At 70.8% G+C, this 19,579-nt stretch carries 23 protein-coding genes and 1 pseudogene; 14 read left to right on the forward strand and 10 right to left on the reverse strand.

Annotation, left to right across the window (positions count from 1 at the left end):
• Positions 1-1,122: a methyltransferase gene (locus ACQPZP_RS43620; protein ID WP_433475463.1), complete on the forward strand. Its 1,122-nt coding sequence runs from the start codon at positions 1-3 to the stop codon at positions 1,120-1,122.
• 10 nt (positions 1,123-1,132) lie between these two features.
• On the opposite strand, the gene ACQPZP_RS43625 is transcribed toward ACQPZP_RS43620, so the two are convergent.
• Positions 1,133-1,990: a helix-turn-helix transcriptional regulator gene (locus ACQPZP_RS43625; protein ID WP_433475464.1), complete on the reverse strand. Its 858-nt coding sequence runs from the start codon at positions 1,988-1,990 to the stop codon at positions 1,133-1,135.
• 141 nt (positions 1,991-2,131) lie between these two features.
• Between ACQPZP_RS43625 and ACQPZP_RS43630 the strand changes: the two genes are divergently transcribed.
• The 4 genes and pseudogenes from ACQPZP_RS43630 (at position 2,132) to ACQPZP_RS43645 (ending at position 6,708) form a co-directional block, all read left to right on the forward strand.
• A complete protein-coding gene (locus ACQPZP_RS43630) occupies positions 2,132-2,908 on the forward strand; it encodes an alpha/beta fold hydrolase (protein WP_433475465.1) in 777 nt (258 codons plus the stop codon).
• A gap of 76 nt (positions 2,909-2,984) precedes the next feature.
• Positions 2,985-3,773, forward strand: coding sequence for an SDR family NAD(P)-dependent oxidoreductase (locus ACQPZP_RS43635; RefSeq protein ID WP_433475466.1), 789 nt, complete (start codon positions 2,985-2,987; stop codon positions 3,771-3,773).
• A gap of 404 nt (positions 3,774-4,177) precedes the next feature.
• Positions 4,178-5,080, forward strand: a pseudogene (locus tag ACQPZP_RS43640) (RNA-guided endonuclease InsQ/TnpB family protein); the annotation flags it as partial.
• A 338-nt stretch (positions 5,081-5,418) separates the two neighbouring features.
• Complete coding sequence (locus tag ACQPZP_RS43645) at positions 5,419-6,708, forward strand: DUF4132 domain-containing protein (RefSeq protein ID WP_433475467.1); 1,290 nt, start codon at positions 5,419-5,421, stop codon at positions 6,706-6,708.
• A gap of 2 nt (positions 6,709-6,710) precedes the next feature.
• Here ACQPZP_RS43645 and ACQPZP_RS43650 read toward each other — a convergent pair whose 3' ends face one another.
• Positions 6,711-7,094, reverse strand: coding sequence for a nuclear transport factor 2 family protein (locus tag ACQPZP_RS43650; RefSeq protein ID WP_433475468.1), 384 nt, complete (start codon positions 7,092-7,094; stop codon positions 6,711-6,713).
• 89 nt (positions 7,095-7,183) lie between these two features.
• On the opposite strand from ACQPZP_RS43650, the gene ACQPZP_RS43655 reads away from it, so the two are divergent.
• Positions 7,184-7,645 carry a MarR family winged helix-turn-helix transcriptional regulator gene (locus ACQPZP_RS43655; RefSeq protein WP_433475469.1) on the forward strand — a complete coding sequence of 154 codons (462 nt, stop codon included), beginning with the start codon at positions 7,184-7,186 and terminating at the stop codon, positions 7,643-7,645.
• Between the two features lie 11 nt (positions 7,646-7,656).
• Positions 7,657-8,169, forward strand: coding sequence for a GNAT family N-acetyltransferase (locus ACQPZP_RS43660; RefSeq protein WP_433475470.1), 513 nt, complete (start codon positions 7,657-7,659; stop codon positions 8,167-8,169).
• A gap of 10 nt (positions 8,170-8,179) precedes the next feature.
• On the opposite strand, the gene ACQPZP_RS43665 is transcribed toward ACQPZP_RS43660, so the two are convergent.
• Positions 8,180-9,094: a zinc-binding dehydrogenase gene (locus ACQPZP_RS43665; protein ID WP_433475471.1), complete on the reverse strand. Its 915-nt coding sequence runs from the start codon at positions 9,092-9,094 to the stop codon at positions 8,180-8,182.
• Positions 9,095-9,172: 78 nt separating this feature from the next.
• Between ACQPZP_RS43665 and ACQPZP_RS43670 the strand changes: the two genes are divergently transcribed.
• On the forward strand, positions 9,173-9,748 hold the full coding sequence (locus tag ACQPZP_RS43670) for a TetR/AcrR family transcriptional regulator (protein ID WP_433475472.1): 576 nt from the start codon (positions 9,173-9,175) through the stop codon (positions 9,746-9,748).
• Between the two features lie 34 nt (positions 9,749-9,782).
• Here the strand turns inward: ACQPZP_RS43670 and ACQPZP_RS43675 are convergent, their stop codons facing one another.
• Positions 9,783-10,448, reverse strand: a complete 666-nt coding sequence (locus tag ACQPZP_RS43675; RefSeq protein WP_433475473.1) for an NADPH-dependent F420 reductase — start codon at positions 10,446-10,448, stop codon at positions 9,783-9,785.
• A gap of 89 nt (positions 10,449-10,537) precedes the next feature.
• On the opposite strand from ACQPZP_RS43675, the gene ACQPZP_RS43680 reads away from it, so the two are divergent.
• Positions 10,538-10,903, forward strand: a complete 366-nt coding sequence (locus ACQPZP_RS43680; RefSeq protein ID WP_433475474.1) for a winged helix-turn-helix transcriptional regulator — start codon at positions 10,538-10,540, stop codon at positions 10,901-10,903.
• Positions 10,904-11,048: 145 nt separating this feature from the next.
• On the opposite strand, the gene ACQPZP_RS43685 is transcribed toward ACQPZP_RS43680, so the two are convergent.
• On the reverse strand, positions 11,049-11,501 hold the full coding sequence (locus ACQPZP_RS43685) for an iron chaperone (protein ID WP_433475475.1): 453 nt from the start codon (positions 11,499-11,501) through the stop codon (positions 11,049-11,051).
• 161 nt (positions 11,502-11,662) lie between these two features.
• Here ACQPZP_RS43685 and ACQPZP_RS43690 point away from each other — a divergent pair, with 161 nt between their 5' ends.
• Positions 11,663-12,253, forward strand: coding sequence for a TetR/AcrR family transcriptional regulator (locus ACQPZP_RS43690; RefSeq protein ID WP_433475476.1), 591 nt, complete (start codon positions 11,663-11,665; stop codon positions 12,251-12,253).
• A 91-nt stretch (positions 12,254-12,344) separates the two neighbouring features.
• Here the strand turns inward: ACQPZP_RS43690 and ACQPZP_RS43695 are convergent, their stop codons facing one another.
• Positions 12,345-12,737 carry an ATP-binding protein gene (locus ACQPZP_RS43695; RefSeq protein WP_433475477.1) on the reverse strand — a complete coding sequence of 131 codons (393 nt, stop codon included), beginning with the start codon at positions 12,735-12,737 and terminating at the stop codon, positions 12,345-12,347.
• 122 nt (positions 12,738-12,859) lie between these two features.
• Here ACQPZP_RS43695 and ACQPZP_RS43700 point away from each other — a divergent pair, with 122 nt between their 5' ends.
• Genes ACQPZP_RS43700 through ACQPZP_RS43710 form a run of 3 tightly spaced genes read left to right on the forward strand, consistent with a single transcriptional unit; the run spans position 12,860 to position 14,447 of the window.
• Positions 12,860-13,717, forward strand: coding sequence for a helix-turn-helix domain-containing protein (locus ACQPZP_RS43700; RefSeq protein ID WP_433475478.1), 858 nt, complete (start codon positions 12,860-12,862; stop codon positions 13,715-13,717).
• A gap of 4 nt (positions 13,718-13,721) precedes the next feature.
• Positions 13,722-13,841 carry a DUF397 domain-containing protein gene (locus ACQPZP_RS43705; RefSeq protein WP_433475479.1) on the forward strand — a complete coding sequence of 40 codons (120 nt, stop codon included), beginning with the start codon at positions 13,722-13,724 and terminating at the stop codon, positions 13,839-13,841.
• 30 nt (positions 13,842-13,871) lie between these two features.
• The gene (locus tag ACQPZP_RS43710) at positions 13,872-14,447 is read left to right on the forward strand and encodes a DinB family protein (RefSeq protein ID WP_433475480.1); all 576 of its coding nucleotides are present in this window, start codon (positions 13,872-13,874) and stop codon (positions 14,445-14,447) included.
• Positions 14,448-14,704: 257 nt separating this feature from the next.
• Here the strand turns inward: ACQPZP_RS43710 and ACQPZP_RS43715 are convergent, their stop codons facing one another.
• Both ACQPZP_RS43715 and ACQPZP_RS43720 read right to left on the reverse strand, forming a co-directional pair.
• Positions 14,705-15,133 carry an MmcQ/YjbR family DNA-binding protein gene (locus ACQPZP_RS43715; protein ID WP_433475481.1) on the reverse strand — a complete coding sequence of 143 codons (429 nt, stop codon included), beginning with the start codon at positions 15,131-15,133 and terminating at the stop codon, positions 14,705-14,707.
• A gap of 124 nt (positions 15,134-15,257) precedes the next feature.
• A complete protein-coding gene (locus tag ACQPZP_RS43720; RefSeq protein WP_433475482.1) occupies positions 15,258-15,659 on the reverse strand; it encodes a nuclear transport factor 2 family protein in 402 nt (133 codons plus the stop codon).
• Positions 15,660-15,797: 138 nt separating this feature from the next.
• Between ACQPZP_RS43720 and ACQPZP_RS43725 the strand changes: the two genes are divergently transcribed.
• Positions 15,798-16,370 carry a PadR family transcriptional regulator gene (locus ACQPZP_RS43725; RefSeq protein ID WP_433475483.1) on the forward strand — a complete coding sequence of 191 codons (573 nt, stop codon included), beginning with the start codon at positions 15,798-15,800 and terminating at the stop codon, positions 16,368-16,370.
• 7 nt (positions 16,371-16,377) lie between these two features.
• On the opposite strand, the gene ACQPZP_RS43730 is transcribed toward ACQPZP_RS43725, so the two are convergent.
• Complete coding sequence (locus ACQPZP_RS43730) at positions 16,378-17,808, reverse strand: hypothetical protein (protein WP_433475484.1); 1,431 nt, start codon at positions 17,806-17,808, stop codon at positions 16,378-16,380.
• On the reverse strand, positions 17,805-19,526 hold the full coding sequence (locus tag ACQPZP_RS43735) for an NAD(P)/FAD-dependent oxidoreductase (protein WP_433475485.1): 1,722 nt from the start codon (positions 19,524-19,526) through the stop codon (positions 17,805-17,807). The genes ACQPZP_RS43730 and ACQPZP_RS43735 overlap by 4 nt, the downstream gene beginning before the upstream one ends.
• Between the last annotated feature and the right edge of the window lie 53 nt (positions 19,527-19,579).

Raw genomic sequence — 19,579 nt, forward strand, 5'->3', positions numbered from 1 at the left:
GTGGACGAGATCTCCTGGCAGGAGGACGGCCGGGACCATCGCGTCCGCTGGCGTTCGGAGAGCGGCGCGCCGCCTCCCCGCCGCGTGGTGATCGCCGACGACGAGACGCGCGCGGACGACGCGTTCCGCCTGGCCAGCGAAGGCACTGCCCTGTTGTGGCGCGGCGATTTCCAGAACGCGCGGCAACTCCTCCAGGCGATGGCGCGGCGGATCGACCGTCCCCCGCGCCGGCGCCGCAACAAGCCGGAACCCTCCCAGGTGCAGGCGTTCCACCTTCACCGTCAGGCACGCGCCCAGCGCGCGCGGACGCTCGGCATGCTGCTCATACCGTTCACACCGGGGCACGTCATTCCGCTGCGGCGTGCACCGGACGTCCAAGACGCCTGCACCGAGGCCTACGGCCAGGACGACCAGCCCTACGTCACCTCACTGCGCGAACTGCTCGGCCTGGTGGGCGCCCACGAATGGCGCGAGAAGGGCGTCCCGATCCCCGCATTGGGCGGCGACCGGATACACCCGCACTACGGCGTCTTCTCACCGATCAGGGGCGAATACGTGGACCTCGTTGGCGAGGCACCCTTGCCGCCGACGAAAACAGCGTTTGATGTAGGCACCGGTACGGGCGTCCTAGCGGCCGTCCTGGCCCGCCGCGGTATCGACCATGTCGTCGCCACTGACCAGGACCCGCGCGCGCTTGCCTGCGCCCAAGAGAACCTCAAGCGGCTGGGTGCGGAGGTGGAGGTCATCCAGGCCGACCTCTTCCCGGACGGACACGCCGGCCTCATCGTCTGCAACCCGCCCTGGGTACCGGCCAAACCCAGCTCGCCCCTCGAACACGCCGTCTACGATCCGGGTGGCCGGATGCTGCGCGGATTCCTCTCCGGCCTCGCCGGCCATCTCGAACCCGACGGCGAGGGCTGGCTGATCCTTTCCGACCTGGCCGAACACCTGGGCCTGCGGACCCGGGACGACCTCCTGGCGCTGTTCGAGGCGTCCGGCCTGAAGGTCGCCGGCAGGCTCGACACCAGGCCGCGCCATCCGCGCGCCACCGACCCCGACGACCCGCTCCACGCGGCCCGCGCCGCCGAGGTGACCTCCCTCTGGCGGCTCACCGCCCGGTGACGGCCCTGGGTCAGGCGCGGTGACTGCGATGCGCGGTCTCGGGGCCGATGACGCGCAGAAGCTCGACCGCCTCGATCGCGCCGGTTCCGGGCGGCGGGGTGAAGACGAAGAGCCGCTGGTCCTCGGCCGGAGTCAGCAGTGCCTCCGTGTCGAACTCGATGAGGCCGACCTCGGGGTGCAGCACCTTCATCCGGCTGGTGCGGTGGATGGCGACCTCGTGCAGTTCCCAGAGCCGCGTGAACTCGGCGCTGGCCGCGTGAAGCCGCTTGACCAGGGCGGACGCGGCGGCGTCGTTGCCGCGGCGGGCGACGGCGGCGCGCAGGTGGGCGACGTGCCGCCTGCTGTGCCGCTCGTGTTCGTCCTCCGGATAAGCCTCCCGGACGAACGGGTCGGTGAACCACCGCAGCACGATGTTCCGGTCGGGCTCCTCGACCGTGCAGACACACCCGAAAAGGGCCTCGGCCAGCGCGTTCTGCGCCAGCAGGTCGCCGAGGTCACCGATGATCTGCGCCGGTGTCTCGTGCAGCCGGTCCAGCAGGTACAGCATGCTCGGCCGGACGAACTCGCCCGCGAACGGCCCGGCGGGCGGGCGGTGACCGGCGAGGACGTACAGATGGTCGCGCTCGTCGATGGTCAGCCGCAGTGCCCGCGCCAGCGCGCCGAGCATCTGGGTGGACGGCTGCGGGCTGCGGGCCTGCTCAAGCCGCATGTAGTAGTCCGCGGACATCCCGGCGAGCTGCGAGACCTCCTCGCGCCGCAGCCCCGGCGTGCGGCGCCGCGGGCCGGTCGTCAGGCCGACCTCCTGCGGGCGGAGCCGCTCGCGGGAACGCCGGAGGAAGTCGGCGAGCTCCTTGCGGTCCATGTCCATGCCCCCATGATTCCTCGCCGGCCGGTATGCCCGAAGAGCGGAGGCTGGGACCGGTTGTCCTAGCCAGAACGGTCCGCTCCTCATCGCGGCCGCACGCTGGCAGCGTCGTCGGTGTCCGGAAAGATGAAAGGACCACCGATCATGCCGAAGCTCACCGTTGGAAACGCGACCATCTCCTACCGCGTCGAAGGCTCCGGTCCCGCGCTCGTCCTGGTGCACGGCGCGGGGCCCGGCTCGATCATGTGGGACGGGGTGCTCGACCGGTTCACCGGCCACCACACCGTCCTCCTGCCCGACCTCGCCGGCAGCGACCCGGCCGAGGACGACGGCTCCCCGCTGACGATCGAGGCGCTCGCCGGCCAGGTCGCCGCGGTGATCGAGGACTCCGGGACGGGCCCCGCCGACGTGGTCGGGTTCTCGCTCGGCGCGCCGACCGTCGCCGCCGCCGCGGCGCTGCGCCCGGACCTCGTCCGGCGGCTGGTGCCCGTCGCGGGCCTGTCGCACGCGGGCGACGAGTACGTCCGGCAGTACATGACCGCCTGGCTGAACCTCGCCGGGACCCCGGAGGGTTTCGGCCGTTTCGCGACGGTCACCGCCTACAGCAGACCGTTCCTCAACCAGATCGGGCACGACGCGGTCGAGCAGGCGCACGCGTTCATGCGTCCGACGGACGGCCTGCTGCGCCAGATCGACCTCGTCCGGCGGGTCGACATCCGGCCGCTGCTGCCCCGGATCGAGGCGCCCACCCTGGTCATCGGCGCCACCCGGGACCAGACGGTCCCGGTCGAGAACCACCGGGAGCTGTTCGCGGGCATCCGCGGCAGCGCCTACGCCGAACTCGACACCGGCCACGTGGCGATGGCGGAGCGGCCCGACGAGTTCGCCAAGCTCGTCCGGGACTTCCTGCACCAGGCGTAGGCGGAGCCTGTTACTCCGCATACCAGGCTGGGCCAGCCCTGGTTACCGGGCGCGCGCGCCGAGCACGATGGGGGACATGCGTCCCATCGACCAGCAGACCATTCTCATCACGGGCGCGACCGACGGGCTCGGTCGCGCCCTGGCCGCCGAACTCGCCGCCGAAGGCGCCACGGTGCTCGTCCACGGACGGGACGACCAGCGCGGCAAGGCGACCCTTCAGGAGATCGGCGGCCGCGCCTCCTGGTACCGCGCCGACCTGTCGTCACTCGCCGAGACCCGCGCCCTGGCCGAGGCCGTCCGGGCCGACCATCCGCGCCTGGACGTGCTCGTCAACAACGCCGGGATCGGCAGCGCGGGCCCGCGGCAGGAGAGCGCCGACGGGCACGAGCTGACGTTCCAGGTCAACTACCTGTCCGGCTACCTGCTCACCCGGCTGCTGCTGCCCACCCTCGTCGCGTCGGCGCCCGCGCGGATCGTCAACGTCAGCAGCCTCGGCCAGCAGGCCATCGACTTCGCCGACGTCATGATCAACCGCGGGTACGGCGGGACGCGGGCGTACTGCCAGAGCAAGCTCGCCCAGATCCTGTTCACGATCGACCTCGCCGACGAGCTGGCGGGGACGGGCGTCACCGCGAACGCCCTGCACCCGGCCACCTACATGCCGACCAAGATGGTCCCCTCGCCCATCAGCACCCTGGAGGAAGGCGTCCGCGCGACGCACCGCCTCGTCACCGATCCGGCGCTGGACGACGTGTCCGGCCGCTTCTTCGACGGCCTCCGCGAATCGCGCGCGGACCCCCAGGCATACGACCCCGATGCCCGCGCCCGCCTCAGGGCTCTCTCGGACGAACTCACCTCTCCCTGAAGCAGCGTCAGTGTCGGTCGGCGGCGCTAGTGCCGCATCCGGCAACTTTTGCCCTGTTTTGAGTGAGGCGGTCATGTGGTTTGCGGTGTCGATGTGAGCTGATGGGCTGCAAAGTGTCGTGGCTGCATGGTGTAGTCGCCTAGTGCCTCGCTGTCACGAACCGGACGCTCCGTGGGTGGTCCACCGGACCGCCCGCATCGGGCTGCGCACCACCCCGGCGCAGCGGCGCCGCTGCTTCGGTTTGCTGGGGTCGGCGGGGGACGTGTGGGCGTGTGCTGGACCTGGCGCGGTGGCGGCGGCAGGACGGCCTGCCCCCGCTGGCCGGCTACCAGGAGCTGTGCCGGGAGCTGGCCAGGGCGGGGCCGGGTACGTTCGAGGAGTTGGAGACTGCCGGGGCGCGGTCGGTGCTGCGCCGTTACTCCGATGCCTGGTTCGCTACCGCCCGGCGCCGCCGCGGCGGTGACGCTTCGGCCCGCTACCCGCGCCGCAAGCGGCGGCTGATGCCGGTGCGGTACTACTACGGCACCTTCACGCTGGACGGGCGGCGGCTGCGGCTGCCGGTCGCGCGCGGGTGCCCGCCGCTGTGGGTGCGGCTGGACCGCGACCCGCCCTACCCGGGCGAGCAGATCCGCTCGGTCACGCTGCTGAATGAGGCCGGCAGGTTGCTGGTGGAGGTGACCGCCGAGATCCCGGTCGCCGTCCACCCGCCCGGCCAGGGCCCCGACCCGGGACGGGTGGCCGGGGTCGATCCCGGCATCATCCATCCCTTTGCGGTGGCCGGGCCCGACGGCCGCGGGCTGCTGGTGTCGGGGCGGGCGATCCGCGCCGAGACCCACCTGCACCTGCGCGACACCCAACACCGCCGGCGCAAGACGGCGCACCGGGCGCCCAAACCTGGACAGGTGGGGTCGCGGCGGTGGAAGCAGCACCGGCGCCGCCAGCGTAGAGCCGAGGCCAGGCACAAGCGGCGAGTGAAACAGGCCCAGCATGAGGCCGCCGGCATGGTCGTCGACTGGTGCCTCCGGCATCGGGTCGGCACGGTCAAGATCGGCGACCCGCGCGGCGTCCTCACCCTGAAGGCCGGGCGGCAGCACAACCGGCGGGTCCGGGCCTGGCGGATCGGGCACCTGATCCGCTGCCTGCAGGACAAGGCCGAACAAGCGGGCATCACCACCATGCTGGTGGACGAGCGCGGCACCTCCTCCACCTGCCCCGCCTGCCGTCGGCGCGTCCCCAAACCGCGGGGGCGCGGCTTCTCCTGCCCGCATTGCGGGTTCACTGGGCATCGCGACCTGGTCGGCGGTGCCAACATCGCCCTCAGAACGGCTGAGGGCGGACCCATCCCGGCCGGCGAACGTGCCTCGTTTCCGGTCGAGATCACGCACCGTCGCGCCGGCGCCCATCTCCCAGGGGTGTCCTCGGCGCGGCGTGACCCCAGACGCCGCCCCCATCCCCGCGGCGCCCGCCGCCATCGACCCGGGGGCCGCCGAACGGCTGCGCCAGGCCCTGGCGGAGTCGCGGGAGAGGGCCGAACGGCTGCTCAGCCAGGGGGAGAGCGCTCCCGAACTGGTCGAACCCGCCCGCGCCCACCTGGACGGCCCTGCGAACCCCACCGGCGCGGCTGGACCCGCACCCGATCCCCCAGGTGCTGCTGCGGGATGGGCGGGCGCTGCCCGGCGCGGCCGTCGGCCACCTGGTCACGCTCCTCGCCGTGTCCGAGTTCGACGACGTCCACCCCGGCGTGGAGGCGGTGCGGGAGGCGTGCGACCCCGGGTCCCTCGCCGCGTTCGCCTGGAAGATCTTCGAGCTGTCCGGTCTTCGCGAGCGCGGTGGCGGGCGCGGCCTGGAGAACGAGGGCTGGGTCATGGCCGCGCTGGGCCTGCTCGGGGACGACTCCACGGCCCGTGATCTGACCCCGGTGATCCGCAGGTGGCCGGGCATGAACGCGAACCGCATGGCCGTCGCGGGCCTCGACGCGCTGGTCGCGATCGGCACCGACACCGCGCTCGGCGGGCTCAACGGCATCGCCGAACGGATCAAGTACAAGGGGCTGCAGGGTCAGGCGCGGGACCGGATCGCCGCGCTCGCGGCCGACCGCGGGCTGACCGCCGAGCGGCTCGTCCCCGACCTGGGGCTGGACGCGGCGGGGACGCTCGTCCTCGACTACGGCCCGCGCCGGTTCACGGTCGGGTTCGACGAGCAGCTCAAGCCGTTCGTGCTCGACGAGGACGGCAAGCGGCGGGCGGGCCTCCCCAAGCCCGGCGCGCGCGATGACGCCGAGCTGGCCCCGGCGGCGCACAAGCGGTTCACCGAGCTGAAGAAGGAGGTGCGGGCCACCGCGGCCGCACAACTGGAGCGGCTGGAGCGGGCGATGGTCGCCGGGCGGCGCTGGAGCACGGACGAGTTCCGCGAGCTCATCGTCGGGCATCCCCTGATCTGGCACATCGCCCGCCGGCTGCTGTGGACGGCCGGGGGCCGCACGTTCCGGATCGCCGAGGACCGCTCGCTCGCCGACATCGACGACGCCGAGCCGATTTTGGACGGCACCGACGAGGTCGGGATCGTCCACCCCCTGCACGTGCCCGCGGACGAGCTGGCCGCGTGGTCCGACATCTTCGCCGACTACGAGATCGTCCAGCCGTTCCCCCAGCTCGGCCGCCCGGTCCACGCGCTGACCGAGGGCGAGTGCACCGGGGACGCGCTCGACCGGTTCCGCGGCCTCACCGTCACGACCGGCGCGGTGCAGGGGATGGAGCGGCGCGGCTGGGACCGCGGCGTCCCGCAGGACAACGGCCTCATCTTCTGGATCTCGCGGCGCCTCCCCGGCGCCCGGACGGTCGTCCTGGACCTCGACCCGGCATCTCGGTCGTCGCGCCGGGGGACTGGCCGGAGCAGCAGATCAAGGAGATCCGCATCATCCCCGGCCACGGCGTGATCTCAGGCGTTCGCGACCTCCCAGATCGGCCGGGCCTGAACTCGCGAGATGCGCCAGCCGTCCTCCGTCCGGCGGGCCTCCAGCGCATACCGCTCGCCCAGCAGCCGCGGCCCGTCCTCGTGCGCGAACACGACCATGAGATTCGCGCCGATCGTGGCCTGGTCGCCGTCCACGTGAATGATCGGGTTGGTGATGAGGTGCTGGGTCGGCACCTTGTGGTTTCTTCGCGCCTGCTCGACGAGGGCGTCGGCTCCCTTCGCGACCCCGCCCGGCGTGTGCGCCTCCGCGTCGTCGGTGAAGAGGGAGCGGCCCTCGTCGGGGCTCTGCTCGTCCAGCCACAGCCCGAGCCGGCTGACCAGTACGGACACCTCATAGCGATCGTCCACGACCCCTCCATTCATTGGAGCTACCAACGTTGGCGCACCCAACAATAGCCAATCGTTGGGTGGTCCAACAACCCCGTACACTGATCCGCATGACGACGGCCGACGCCCAGACACCCGCGCGGCTCCGGGGCGCCGCGAGCTGGCTGATCAACCTGGTCTCCGCGCACAGCCACCGCCTGGTCGCCGACGGCTTCGCCGCCGCCGGCGCCCGCGGCTACCACTACCGGCTGCTGGCCACGCTGGACGAGTACGGCCCGTCCAGCCAGGCGGACCTCGGACGCCGCGCGGGCATCGACCGCAGCGACGTCGTCGCCGCCCTCAACGAACTCGCCGCCAAGAACCTGATCGCCCGCTCCGCCGACCCGTCCGACCGGCGCCGCAACATCGTCACCCTCACCCCGGACGGCTCCCGCCATCTGGAAGAGCTGGACAAGGTCGTGTCCGGCATCCAGGACGACCTGCTCGCCCCGCTCTCACCCGCCGAACGCCGCCGGCTGACCGACCTGCTGACCCGCCTCGCCGACCACCACGCCAAGAGCCACCGACCCTGAGGAGCCGCCCCGTGCCGCCCGCGATCCGCTTCGTCGAACTGCCCCCCGCCGCCATGAAAGCCCTGCTGGACGACGACCTGTCCGCCGCCGGCGACGCGGCCGGCATCCCCCTCACCGCCTACTTCGTCACCGACGAGGCGAAGTTCCTCTGGCGCTTCCGCCTCGCCCAGCTGGACCGCGACCCGTCCCACGCCCCCTGGATCGTGCGCGCCGCAGTCGCAGAACCCGAGGGCGTGGTCGTCGGCCACGCCGGCTTCCACGGCGCCCCGAACGCGAACGGAACGGTCGAGATCGCCTACTCCATCGACCCGGCCCACCGCCGCAAGGGCTACGCCCGCGCGATGCTCGCCGCCCTCCTGGAGCGGGCCGCCGCCGAACCCTCCGTCACGACCGTCCGCGCCACGATCAGCCCGGAGAACAACGCGTCCCTCGCCACGATCGCAGGCAACGGCTTCACCCACATCGGCGAACAATGGGACGAAGCCGACGGCCGCGAACTAATCTACGAACGCCCGGCCCGCTGACCACACCCGATCAGGTCACCTCAAGAAGGGCCTTGCCGAGGATGCGGCGGCCGAGCAGAGCCTCCACCGCCTCGTCCACCTTCGCCCAGGACGCGCGCCACCCGATCTGCGAATCCATTTCGCCTCGTTCCAGCAGGTGAAGCAGGTACGCGATGCCCGGCCCGAACGGCGCGGAGACGGTGAAGGGCTCGATCCGTCCGTGGCCGCCGCGCATTCGTGCCTCCTCGAAGTCGATGACGGTCGGCTCACGCGACGCCCATCCGATGGAGAGCACGACGCCACCGGGTTCCAGTAGACCGAGCGACTCCGCCAAGACCTGGCCGCCGACGTTGTCCAGCACGCCGAACACCCGATTACCGGGCAACGCCGACCCGGTGAGGATCTCGGCGGCGCCGAGCCGGCCGAGCCCCTCGGCGCGCTCGGGCCTTCCCACCGAGGCGATCACATGTGCGCCGGCCCGCGCCGCCAGTTGCACGGCGAACCGGCCCACGCCGCCCGACGCCCCTGTCACCAGCACCCGCCGACCCAGCACCGGACCCAGCCGCCGCACCGCCTGAAGCGCGGTGACGCCCGCGGCCGGGAGCGCGGCCGCCTCGCCCAGCTCAACGGAGTCGGGCACGGCCGCCAGGTCCGCGGTTTCGACGGCACGCATCTGCGCCCACCCGCCGGTGCCCGCGAACGAGACGACCCGCGTCCCCGCCGGCGGCCCCGACCCATCGGCGGCGGCGCGCACCACCACACCCGCCGCGTCCTTGCCGAAGACCTGCCCCGGGCGCAGTTGGCGGGCCGCGAAGGCGAGCTCACCGAAGTTCAGGGAGGCCACCTCGACCTTGATCAGCGCCTGCGACGGCGTCGGGCATGGCTCGTCGAGCTCGTCGAAACGGACGCCTCGCACGGTGTCGGGGTCATAGACCAGCGCACGCATGCACACTCCTCCGATCGAACTAACCAGTTAGATTGGTAGGGAATATAACAGACTGAACTAACCGGTTAGGATTTGTCCATGCCATCCCGCTCACCCGCCCGCGACCGGATGCTGGAAGCGGCCCGCGAGCTGTTCTACACCGAGGGCTACAGCGTCTCGATCGACGCCGTCACCCAGCGTGCCGGCGTCGCCAAGCCGACCGTGTACGCACACTTCGAATCCAAGGACGCCCTGATCGGCACCATGCTCACCGCGGCGTGCGAGGAGTGGTTCACCGACTTGGACGCCGAGCTGGAGCGGCGCGCCGGGGACCCGGTCCAACGGCTCCTGGCCCCATTCGACCTCCTGGCGGCGAGCCTGCCCGACCCGGACTACCACGGCTGCATCCTGGTGAACAGCGCCGCATCGTTCCTGTCTGCCGAGCATCCGGCCCACGCCGCGCTGGCCACGCACGACGAACGCATGCTCGAACTGTTCGAGCGGCTCGCCGCCGAGGCCGGGGCGATGCGTCCCACCGGCCTGGCGCGGCAACTCCTTGTCATTTACGACGGGGTCAAGGCGCGCGGCCTGGTCGACAACACCGGCGCGGCGGGCAGCGACGCCCGCGACGCCGCCCTCGCACTCCTGTCGGCCGCCAGTACGAGAGAGCCGTGACTGCGACATCACGGCCCTCGGGTGGACGGCTGGTTCAGTCGGTCACGGCCTGGGCGGCTCGAAGGGCCACCGGGTCAACATCGGGAACGGCGAGCCTGGGGTTGTGACCCGCGGCCACCACTCTCATGACGAATCCCGCGGCCTCCTCCAGTTGCCGTGAGCCGTCGAGGCCTCCGATCACAGCGGTCTGCCCGCCGAGGTCCCGGATCAGCGCCGCAGCGCGATCGAGTGCGCTTGGCTCGTCACCGCATACGGCCACGACCGGCGCTGAGTCTCGCGGTCCCGCGTACGGCCATGAGGCGCCTGCGAACAGGTGGAGTGCCTTCACCACATGCGCCCCCGCGGCCGCGCGGGCCACACGTTCTGCCGCTGAGCCGGTCGCCGGCTTGAGTTCCCCGGTCTGGTAGTCGACCGCGTTGGTGCAGTCGAGCACGGTCTTGCCGGCCAGCGCCCCCTGAGGGCCACCGACGAGAGACAGCCCCGTCTCCAAGCCCTCCCAGGAGACCGCGACCACGACCACGTCGGCCTGAGTCGCGAAGTCCGCAGGGTCGACCGTCTTCGCAGTGTGGCCGATCTGGTCAGCGGCCTGGCCTGCGTGCAGCGCGTTCCGCCCTGTCACCGACAACGAGTGGCCGGCCGTGGCCCAAGCTCGACCGAGTGCCACGGCCAGGTCGCCGGTGCCCAGGATTCCTACGTTCACAGCGATCTCCTTCGTGAAGCAATGCCTTCGGGCACGCTATGAACGTGGCTCCTACCGTTTGGTAGGCGACCGATGTGACACTGGATTCCGTGATCGAGGAGACCTGCCAGACGTTCGTGTCCGACTGCCATGTGCGCGCGGCGGCCGAACTCATCAACCACACCTGGGATCCCGTCGTGCTCTCCGCCCTGCGTCTGGGGCCAACGCGACGCAACGAACTCCTCCTGCGCATCGCGGGAGTCAGCGACAAGGTGCTGACTCAGGCCCTGCGACGTCTGCAATCGCGTGGGCTCGTCACCAAGACGCGCCGCGCCGAGGAAGCGTCTGCCCGTGGAGGCGCGGTCTACCGGCTCTCACCGCTCGGTGAGTCCTTCGCGAACGGGCCCTTGGCTCAGCTCGCCCAGTGGGCCGCCGACAACCAAGCCGAACTCGTGGGCCCATCACCAACCTCATGACCCGCGACAGGTAGTGCCGCGTCAGGCAACGTTTGCCCTGTCGACGGCAGCGCGTAGGCGCTCGTCCCTGGCGTGCTTGTTCCGCCAGATGATGTAGCGGCGGATCATGCTGTCCTGCTCCTTGTGGCTGGCGTGGTGGCGCGCCTTAGCTCACCGCCTGCTTCACGAGCGCACCGATCCGCGCCTCCACCTCGGCCGTCACCTCGGTCAGGGCGAAACCGGCCGCCCACATCGTGCCCTCGTCCAGCTTCGCCTGGTCGCTGAACCCGAGTGTCGCGTAGCGCGCCTTGAACTTCTCCGCGCTCTGGAAGAAGCACACGACCTTGCCGTCCAGCGCGTAGGCGGGCATCCCGTACCAGAGCTTCGGCGCGAGGGCCGGGGCGCTGGTTGTGATGACGGCATGGACCCGCTCAGCCATGATCCGGTCCGTGTCCTGCATCTCGGCGATCTTCGCGAGCACGTCCCGCTCCGCCTCTGCCGCCTTGTCCGCGCGCGAGCTGCGGCGGACTGCCGTCTTCAGCTCTTGGGCGTGGTCCTTCATCGCGGCCCTCTCCTCGGCCGTGAATCCCTCGTGCGTGCTGCTTTCGGTGCTGCTCATGGAGATCTCCCTTTGAGGGTCTGATGCGCTGATTCTTGGGCGCGTGGGTGGCGACGTGCCGCCACATCCGACATCGGCACGCCACGTGCCGATCGAGTATGAATACTGCACGCAGCCCTCGACACTGTCAACGGCACGCCGTGTGCCGTTAGGATGGCGGCATGACCGGCACGCCCGCCGCGCCGAGGCGCCGAGGCGCCGCGCGCACCGAAGAACTGCTGCAGGTAACCCTCGATCTGGCTGCGGAGGTCGGATACGCGGGCCTGAGCATCGAGGCGGTCGGCCGAAGGGCCGGGGTCGGAAAACACACGATCTACCGGCGCTGGCCGTCCATGTCGGCGCTGCTGCTCGACGCGCTCAGCCGCGTGTGGACCAGCGACCTGGACTACCGCGACACCGGGGACGTCCGCGCGGATTTGCGCGAACAGTTCCTACGCTCGGGCCTCGCCCTCTCCAGCCCGCCGATCGGCCCCGTCTACCGCGCAGTCATCGCCGAGGCGCAGGCCGATTCAATGCTGCGGGCGACCCTGCACGAACGATTCCTGGTCACCGTCGAGCAGAGCACCCTCGACCGAATCACCCGCGCCCAGCGCACCGGTGAACTGACCGCGGAAGCGAATCTGGAATTCGCCGCCGAGGTGCTGTGCGGCACGCTGTACTACCGCAGCCTGCTGTCAACCCGCCCCATCGACGAGGACGCGGTCGACGGACTGCTGGACATGTTCATGGCCGCCTACGGAACCAGTAATTAGGACTCGACCGCACAAGTCGGACCTACTCTCCCGATCCGGGGGTCATACAGGTCACAACCGCGCAACAGGGCGAAGGTTGTCTGATGCGGCACTAGCAGCGGAGCTTGGCCCAGGTGGCCTTTCCGCCTTCGTTCAGGGGGCGGACGCCCCATGCCTGCACCAGTTCCGCCATGAGCATCAGCCCCCGGCCGGACGTCGCGGCGTAGTTCTCCGCCGGGATCATCGGCTGTCCCTCTCCGCCGTCCCACACCTCCACGACCACGAGGCCGTCGCGCTCGTCCCGGAACACCCGCACGACGATCGCCCCCTCCCCGTGCCGGTAGGCGTTGGTGACCAGCTCGCACACCACGAGCCGCCCCACGTAGTCGTCAGCGATGCCCCACTCAGCGAACCGCTCAGCCAGAAACCCCCGCGCGAGACGAGGAGCCTGATCAGTCGGATCGAGGACGAGTGTCGGGACCTCGGGGACAAGTGCAGTGCGCATCGCTACGACCTTCGGAGTCCGGAGATGTGTTCGAACCACGACACAGAGTCACACCGCGAAGCTAAGTTGGCTTGTGTACGCAGCGCAGTCGCAACAACACGGAACGCGGAGGCTCACCCCCCATGGCCACCAATGCGTCACCCGATCCCAAGGACGGCATGTGGGCGTTCATCGCCTACTACCTGCGTTTCTGCCGCAACCAGCGAGGACTGTCCGGCGAGGCCGTCGGGCGCGTGCTCAACGCGAGTAAGGCGACCGTTTCACGCATCGAGAACGGCATCGACCGCCTCGACGGGCCACGCGCGGCCCTTCTGGACAAGACCTGGGAGACCGGCGGGGTCTTCGCTCTCCTGGTCTGGTACGCCAGCATCGGCCACGATCCGCAATGGCTGGCCCAGTACAAGACGTTCGAGCAGCGGGCGCGCATCATCCGGATCTTCGAGCCGCTTGTGATCTCCGGTCTTCTGCAGACCGAGGAGTACGCCCGAGCGCTCCTGACCGGTGGTGGCGTGCCAGACCCCGAGCCGGACGTCGCTGAGCGGATAGAACGACAGGGCATCCTCGACCATGCCTTCGTCATGGTGCTGCTGAGCGAGACCACGTTGCGCTGGCCGGTGGGGAGCCCCAGGGTCATGCGGGAGCAACTCGCACATGTCCTTGAAGTGGCGGAGCGGCCGAACGTCGTCCTCCACGTGATCCCGCAGAACTTCGAAACCGGTGCCTATCCAGGGCTGGACGGTGGCCTGAAGCTCGTCACGGGGGATGATTTCGGTGAGGTGGCCTACACCGAGTCGATCGGGGGCGGGCGACTTGTATCGTCTCCCACAGAGGTAGCGGAGTACGCGATCCTATTCGCGCGTATTAGCGCGAAGGCACTCCCCGAGCACAGGTCCAAGGACCTGATCAAGAAGGCCATGGAGGCGTTCAGTGACAACGACGTGGCGCAAGAGCAGTCACAGTGGAACCCAGTCGGGGAGTGAGTGCGTGGAGGTCGGCCGCTTCCCCGAGGCGATCGCCTTCCGTGACTCCAAGGACCCGGAGGGGCCCAAGCTGGTCGTCACCCGCGATGCCTTCCGTGAGTTGGTGGAGGGCCTGAAGCGCTGACCTTGGCGGACCTGGCCTCGTCCAGGCCAGATGCCGGAGGCCGTTAAATCCTTTGACCGGCTGGTCTGGGGTGGCCAGGATCCCGGCATGGTATGGATTGCGCCTGCCGTGGAACGCGGCGACTTCCCGGCTGTCGGCGACGAACAGGCATCGCTGGCGGCTTTTCTCGACTTTCATCGCGACACCCTGCTGCTCAAGTGCAGCGGGCTGAACGGTGAGCAGCTTGCGTCAAGGCCGCTGCCGAGCACGACGCTGAGCCTTCTGGGTCTTGTGCGCCACCTCGCCGAGAACGAGCGGTGGTGGTTCCGTCGCAGGTTCGACCAGAACGCCGAGCTCGGCGACCTGTATTGCAGCGAGGAACACCCGGACGGTGACTTCGATCTCGGCGACGCCGCCGGCGCCGAAGCCGACTTCGCCACCTACGCCCGCGAGGTCGAGCTGGCACGCGCGACTGCGGCGGGACGGTCGCTGGACGAGGAGTTCCCCGGCAGGGGCGGCACCCTGAATCTGCGCTGGGTCTACCTCCACATGTTCGAGGAGTACGCGCGCCACAACGGTCACGCCGACCTTCTGCGCGAAGCCATCGACGGCGCCACGGGAGAATGATCCACACGAACGCGACCGGCTGTCATGGCCTCCACCGTGACGGCGGCCGGGGCAATGGGCCCCACAAAAAGAAAACCGGTCCTACACTCGCGGTGCGGACCAGTCCAAGTAGAACGATCGGCCGCAGGGCCAACCGTCAGTAGAAGGATTTTGTTTGCCCCCGCGCCCGTTGGCGCGGGGGTAGCCGAGTTCCGAGAACCCAGCAACCGGAACTGTCCGGGGTTTTCGATCATCGGCAACCTGGCCGGGTGAACGATCTAGGACTCCGGGCCGGGGTTGTCGCGCAGCCATGTTTCGCCTCGCCTGCGGGAGGCCTGGGAGAGCCATGCGTCCTGGACGATCTCGGCGAGTTCTCGCTGCGTGAGTTCGCCGACCCGGCACGCACGCAGCAGCACTGAGCGATGCCCATTGAAATGCGGCGTCGTGAAGAACGGCGACGCCTCGTCCTGAATGAGCGCCAGCTTGTCGGACTCGGACGGCACCCAGAACACGATCACGTCCGGGTAGCGTTCGCCCGTGACCGGGTCGACCGCGTCCGGACGAGGGGTGCGGAAGAACACGAATGACTTGCCCCCGACCTGGTAGACGGGGTTGCCGCTCGATCCGTGGACGACCGTGACATGGGGCATGCCCAGGGCCAGGTCGTGCACGTCCTCGACCCGGGCAGGGCGCTCGTCTCCCCGCATGTCCGCAGCGTAACCGGAATACCGGCGGAACACCCGCAGGGCCGCCCCCCGCACTGGCCTGCCTGGTACCGGTGGTCCCAGGAAAGCGGGCGTGCGGGGGCGGCGGGGGGCTACTGGAGCTTTGTCAGTGGGTCTGTGCGCCGAAAGCCTCGCGCTGGATCTGTTCGAACTGGGCGCCCATCGCCTCGGCCAGGGCGTTGGCGGCCGACAGGGGGCGCACCATGACGGTGAGGTCGTCGATCAGGCCGTCCTCGTCGAGGTGGAGGAAGTCGCACCCGTGCACCTGGCGGCCGTTCACCATCGCCTGGAACATGAGCGCGTGGTCGCGGCCGTCCGCGCTGACGATCTCCCGGACGTAGCGGACGTCCTGGAACACCCGCGCGGCGCCCCGCACGATCGCGGCCGTGATCGCCTTCCCCTGGTACGGCTTGAAGACCACCGGGCTGGTGAACACCGCGTCGTCCGCCAGCAGGCCCTCGATCGCCGATGTGTCCCCGGTCTCCACCGCGCGCCGGAACGGATGCATGCAGCACCTCCAATAGGCAACTTGTTGATTAAGTGCGGATGACACTAAGAGTAGCCGGAGCCACCGTCCAGAACCGTGGCGATGGTCACATAATCGCCCGGAGGTGAGAGGAACCTCGCAGGTCGCTACGCTCGGATCATGTCGTTGCGGAACGCGGTCCTGGCCACGCTTCTGGAAGGCGAAGCGTCCGGTTACGACCTGTCCAAGAGCTTCGACGCCGGGGTGGCCAACTTCTGGATGGCCACGCCCCAGCAGCTCTACCGGGAACTGGACAGGATGGCGGCCGAGGGCCTGATCCAGGCACGGGTCGTCCAGCAGGAACGCCGTCCCAACAAACGCCTGTTCTCCCTGACCGACGCGGGGCGCCGCGCCCTGTACGAGTTCACCGCCGCCCCTCCGCGCCCCGGCGCGATGCGCGAAGAGCTGATGGTGCAGGTCCAGGCCGTGGACGCGGGGGACGTGCAGGCCGTCATGAACGCCATCCGGGAACGCATGACGTGGGCCGAATCCAAGATCGCCCGGTTCGAGCGGATCCGCGCCCGGTTCCTGGACGGCCGCACCGAAGAGGAGCACCTGTCCACCGCCGACCGCATCGGCCCCTACCTGACGCTGATGCGCGGGCTCGCGTTCGAACGCGAGAACCTCCGCTGGTGCCGGGAGACCCTGGCCATCCTCGACCGGCGCGCCGAATCCCGCGTCCGCGCGGAGTGAGCCGGCGTCACGCCACCATGACCGGGACGGCCAGCGCGATCAGGACGGTCAGCGTCCACAGCGCGGGAGCCGACCCGAGGATCTGCTCGCGGCGGGCCGTCGCGCGGACCGCCTCGATGTCGCTGCGCGCGACCCACCACGGATTCTCCCGATGCTCCAGCCAGGCGTAGACGGTGCCCAGCGCCGCGCCGTAGGCGAGATGCCCGACGAGACTCGCGAAGGCCGCGGCGATCGCGGCGGCGCTCCAGCGCGGCGGCTGCCCCAGCAGGACGGGCAGTAGCGTCAGCGCACCGAGCACCCACCAGAAGAAGCCGTACGACAGCCCCCAGCCCACCCCGGAAACCAGGTCATAGCTGCGCCCGCGGAAGAACAGCGCGTACGACACCCCGATGATCTGGGCGATCACGAGATGAACGACCCACCCCGCCACGGCGCCGCGCGCTCCGACCAGCCTGGCGACGGTGGGCAGCACGTCCACGCTCCCCCACAGGAAACCGAACACGACCCCGCCGGCGAGCCCGGCCAGCGCGCCGTAGCCGACGGCCCGCAGCCCGCGCGTCCCGATCCCGTGGTGCAGGAGCCGGACGTCGTCCACGAACAGGCCGCGCGCGAGCGAGCCGAGCCAGCCGAACACGGCCGCGATGCCCGCACCCGCCAGCAGGTACGCCGGGAGTCGCGCCGTCGCCTCCGCCACGGCCGGCTGGGACCAGCCGAGCGCGCCGTCCTCGACCAGCGGCAGCAGCGTCGACTCCACCGCGATCCACCACAGGAACCCGTAGGCGGTGCCGCGGACGAGCGCCGGCCCCGTCCCTTCAGGACGTCCGGTGAACACGAGGGGGTAGCCGACCCCCATGCAGACGGCGACGGCGGGCAGCCACCCCAGGCGCGCCCCCGCGCCCACGCCGAACGCCAGGACGAGGACGCCCGCCACGATCCCCGCGGCGATCAGCCCGCGCAGCAGCGGTTTCGGCCGCAGATGATCCCTGACCGCGAACCGGCCGTCCGGGTGCAGGAGGGCGAAACCGACCGCGGTGACCGCGCCGTAGTACAGATGCCCGAGCAGGCTCGGCAAGGCCGCCTGCGCGCTCTCCAGGCTCCACGTCATCTGGACGCCGGTAAGCAGTGGCAGCAGGGTCAGCGTCCCCAGGAACCACCAGAACACCCCGTAGGCCAGCCCCCAGAACACGAGCTCGCTCGACCGGATCCGCTGGCGCACCGCCAGCAGCCCGAACCCGGCGCCGACCAGCACCGAGATCGCCATGTGCAACGCGAACCCGACGCCCGGCGACCCCGACCCGGCGAGCACGGCGACGGCCGGGAGCATGCCGAGCGAACGCATCGCCGCCCCGAGGACCAGCCCTCCGGCCAGCCCCGCGACGCCACCGGTCCCCGCCCCGCGCAGCAGGCCCGGCGCGCGGCGGACCGCCTCGGCCGTCACCGGACGTCCCGCGCGGGCACCGGCGCCTCCGCCGGGCCGGTGACCACGATGTCGCGGGGGAACACGAGGTCGAGCCCCCAGTCGAGAAGGACCCGGACGCGCCGGTCGATGCCGGGAAGTTTGGCCAGGTAGATGCCGCGCCACAGCAGCCACGCGCTCAACCCGGAGAAGGGGCGTCCGCGGATCTCCCCGGCGGCGGTGCGATGACCGAGCGCGACGAACACGCCCAGCGTCCGGAAACGGAACGGCCGAGGCCGGCCCCCTTTCAGCACGGCCGCGATGTTGTCGGCGACGGCCCGGCCCTCCCGCGCCGCGTGCTGGGCGGTCGGCGGGTACGGCGCGCCGTTCTCGTCGGGGATCCGGGCGCAGTCGCCGATCGCCCAGACGCCGTCCAGCCCGAACACCCGCAGCGTCCTGTCCACGACGACCGAACCGTTGGCGGCGTGTTCGCCCGGAAGAGTCCGCAGCAGCGGGCCCGGCCGGTTGCCCGCCGCCCAGACCAGCGTCCCGGCCGGGATGACGGCGCCGTCGTCGAGCCGCACGTCCGCCCCGGTGGCGGCGCTCAGGCGGACCCCGAGACGGAACTCGATCCCGCGTGCCCGCAGCTTCCCCAGCGCGTAGTCGCCGAGGCGCTCCGACAGCTCCGGCAGGATGCGCTCGCCGGAATGGACCAGGACGAAACGCGGCTCGCCCGGGTCGATGCCCGGGTAGAAGTGGAGCACGTCGTGGGTGAGGTCGTACAGCTCGGCGATCACCTCCGTCCCGGCGAACCCGCCGCCCGCCACCACGAAGGACAGCAGCCGGGCGCGCTCGGCGGGATCGTCCTCCTGGTCGGCGCGCTCCAGCAGCGTCAGCACCCGGTCCCGGAGCCGGACGGCGTCGGCGAGCGACTTGAGCGTGCACGCGTACTCCGGTACGCCCGGCAGATCCGGGAAGCCCGGGACCGACCCGACCGCGAGCACCAAGTGGTCGTACGGCATCGCCTCACCGTCCGCCTCCAGCCGGACGACCCGCTGCGTCACATCGACCTCGGCGACCCGCCCGTGCCGGAACCGCGTGTGCGTCACGGCGGCCCGCACCGGCGAGCTGATGTGCCGCTCCTCCAGACCGCCCGACGCGACCTCGGCCAGCATGGGCGTGAACAGCAGATGGTTGGAGTCGCTGACCAGCGTCACGTCGATGCGGTGCCCCCGCAGATTCAGCCGCTCGAACCGGCGCGCGGCACCGACACCGCCGAAGCCTCCTCCGACGATGACCACGCGCGGCGCGCGGGGCGTCTGCTTGACGGACCGCTCCCCGAACCGCCGCACGACGATGTGGAAGAGCAGCCCGGCCAGCGTGCCCTGCAGCAGCGAGCCGATCAGCTCCGGGTAGACGTCCGTCGCCGCCGCGATCGACCAGGTCGGCGTGGTGCCCCGGATGAGCGAGTCCACGGTCAGCCACCAGAACGTCCAGCCGAGCAGGCCGAGCAGCAGCCCGCCCGCCGCCGAAACGGCCGGGCCGGCCGGCCGCCGCCCCACGAACCCGCCGAGCAGCTCACCGGTGACCGCCGCGTACAGGGCGAAGACCGCCCACCCGTACGCGCCGTGGACCGCCAGCAGGTTCTGCCAGGCCATCAGCCCGCCGACCGCCAGCCCCGACACCAGCCCGCTGCCCATCCCGGCGAGCAGCCTGGCACCGTCGCCCGGCGCCGTCGGCCCGTACTCCCGCAGCCGCATGCCGCATCACCCGTCCCCCGCCCGTCCGGGGCCGCCCGCTCACCTCAGTGCCG

The sequence above is a fragment of the Spirillospora sp. CA-142024 genome (genome assembly GCF_050942325.1).
Taxonomy (GTDB): domain Bacteria; phylum Actinomycetota; class Actinomycetes; order Streptosporangiales; family Streptosporangiaceae; genus Spirillospora.

Bases quoted from the DNA above. Each gene is read 5' to 3' on its own strand.
- ACQPZP_RS43625 (WP_433475464.1), bottom strand. From the start codon at position 1,990: ATGGACATGGACCGCAAGGAGCTCGCCGACTTCCTCCGGCGTTCCCGC.
- ACQPZP_RS43630 (WP_433475465.1), top strand. From the start codon at position 2,132: ATGCCGAAGCTCACCGTTGGAAACGCGACCATCTCCTACCGCGTCGAA.
- ACQPZP_RS43635 (WP_433475466.1), top strand. From the start codon at position 2,985: ATGCGTCCCATCGACCAGCAGACCATTCTCATCACGGGCGCGACCGAC.
- ACQPZP_RS43655 (WP_433475469.1), top strand. From the start codon at position 7,184: ATGACGACGGCCGACGCCCAGACACCCGCGCGGCTCCGGGGCGCCGCG.
- ACQPZP_RS43665 (WP_433475471.1), bottom strand. From the start codon at position 9,094: ATGCGTGCGCTGGTCTATGACCCCGACACCGTGCGAGGCGTCCGTTTC.
- ACQPZP_RS43670 (WP_433475472.1), top strand. From the start codon at position 9,173: ATGCCATCCCGCTCACCCGCCCGCGACCGGATGCTGGAAGCGGCCCGC.
- ACQPZP_RS43685 (WP_433475475.1), bottom strand. From the start codon at position 11,501: ATGAGCAGCACCGAAAGCAGCACGCACGAGGGATTCACGGCCGAGGAG.
- ACQPZP_RS43690 (WP_433475476.1), top strand. From the start codon at position 11,663: ATGACCGGCACGCCCGCCGCGCCGAGGCGCCGAGGCGCCGCGCGCACC.
- ACQPZP_RS43695 (WP_433475477.1), bottom strand. From the start codon at position 12,737: ATGCGCACTGCACTTGTCCCCGAGGTCCCGACACTCGTCCTCGATCCG.
- ACQPZP_RS43700 (WP_433475478.1), top strand. From the start codon at position 12,860: ATGGCCACCAATGCGTCACCCGATCCCAAGGACGGCATGTGGGCGTTC.
- ACQPZP_RS43710 (WP_433475480.1), top strand. From the start codon at position 13,872: ATGCCGGAGGCCGTTAAATCCTTTGACCGGCTGGTCTGGGGTGGCCAG.
- ACQPZP_RS43715 (WP_433475481.1), bottom strand. From the start codon at position 15,133: ATGCGGGGAGACGAGCGCCCTGCCCGGGTCGAGGACGTGCACGACCTG.
- ACQPZP_RS43720 (WP_433475482.1), bottom strand. From the start codon at position 15,659: ATGCATCCGTTCCGGCGCGCGGTGGAGACCGGGGACACATCGGCGATC.
- ACQPZP_RS43725 (WP_433475483.1), top strand. From the start codon at position 15,798: ATGTCGTTGCGGAACGCGGTCCTGGCCACGCTTCTGGAAGGCGAAGCG.
- ACQPZP_RS43735 (WP_433475485.1), bottom strand. From the start codon at position 19,526: ATGCGGCTGCGGGAGTACGGGCCGACGGCGCCGGGCGACGGTGCCAGG.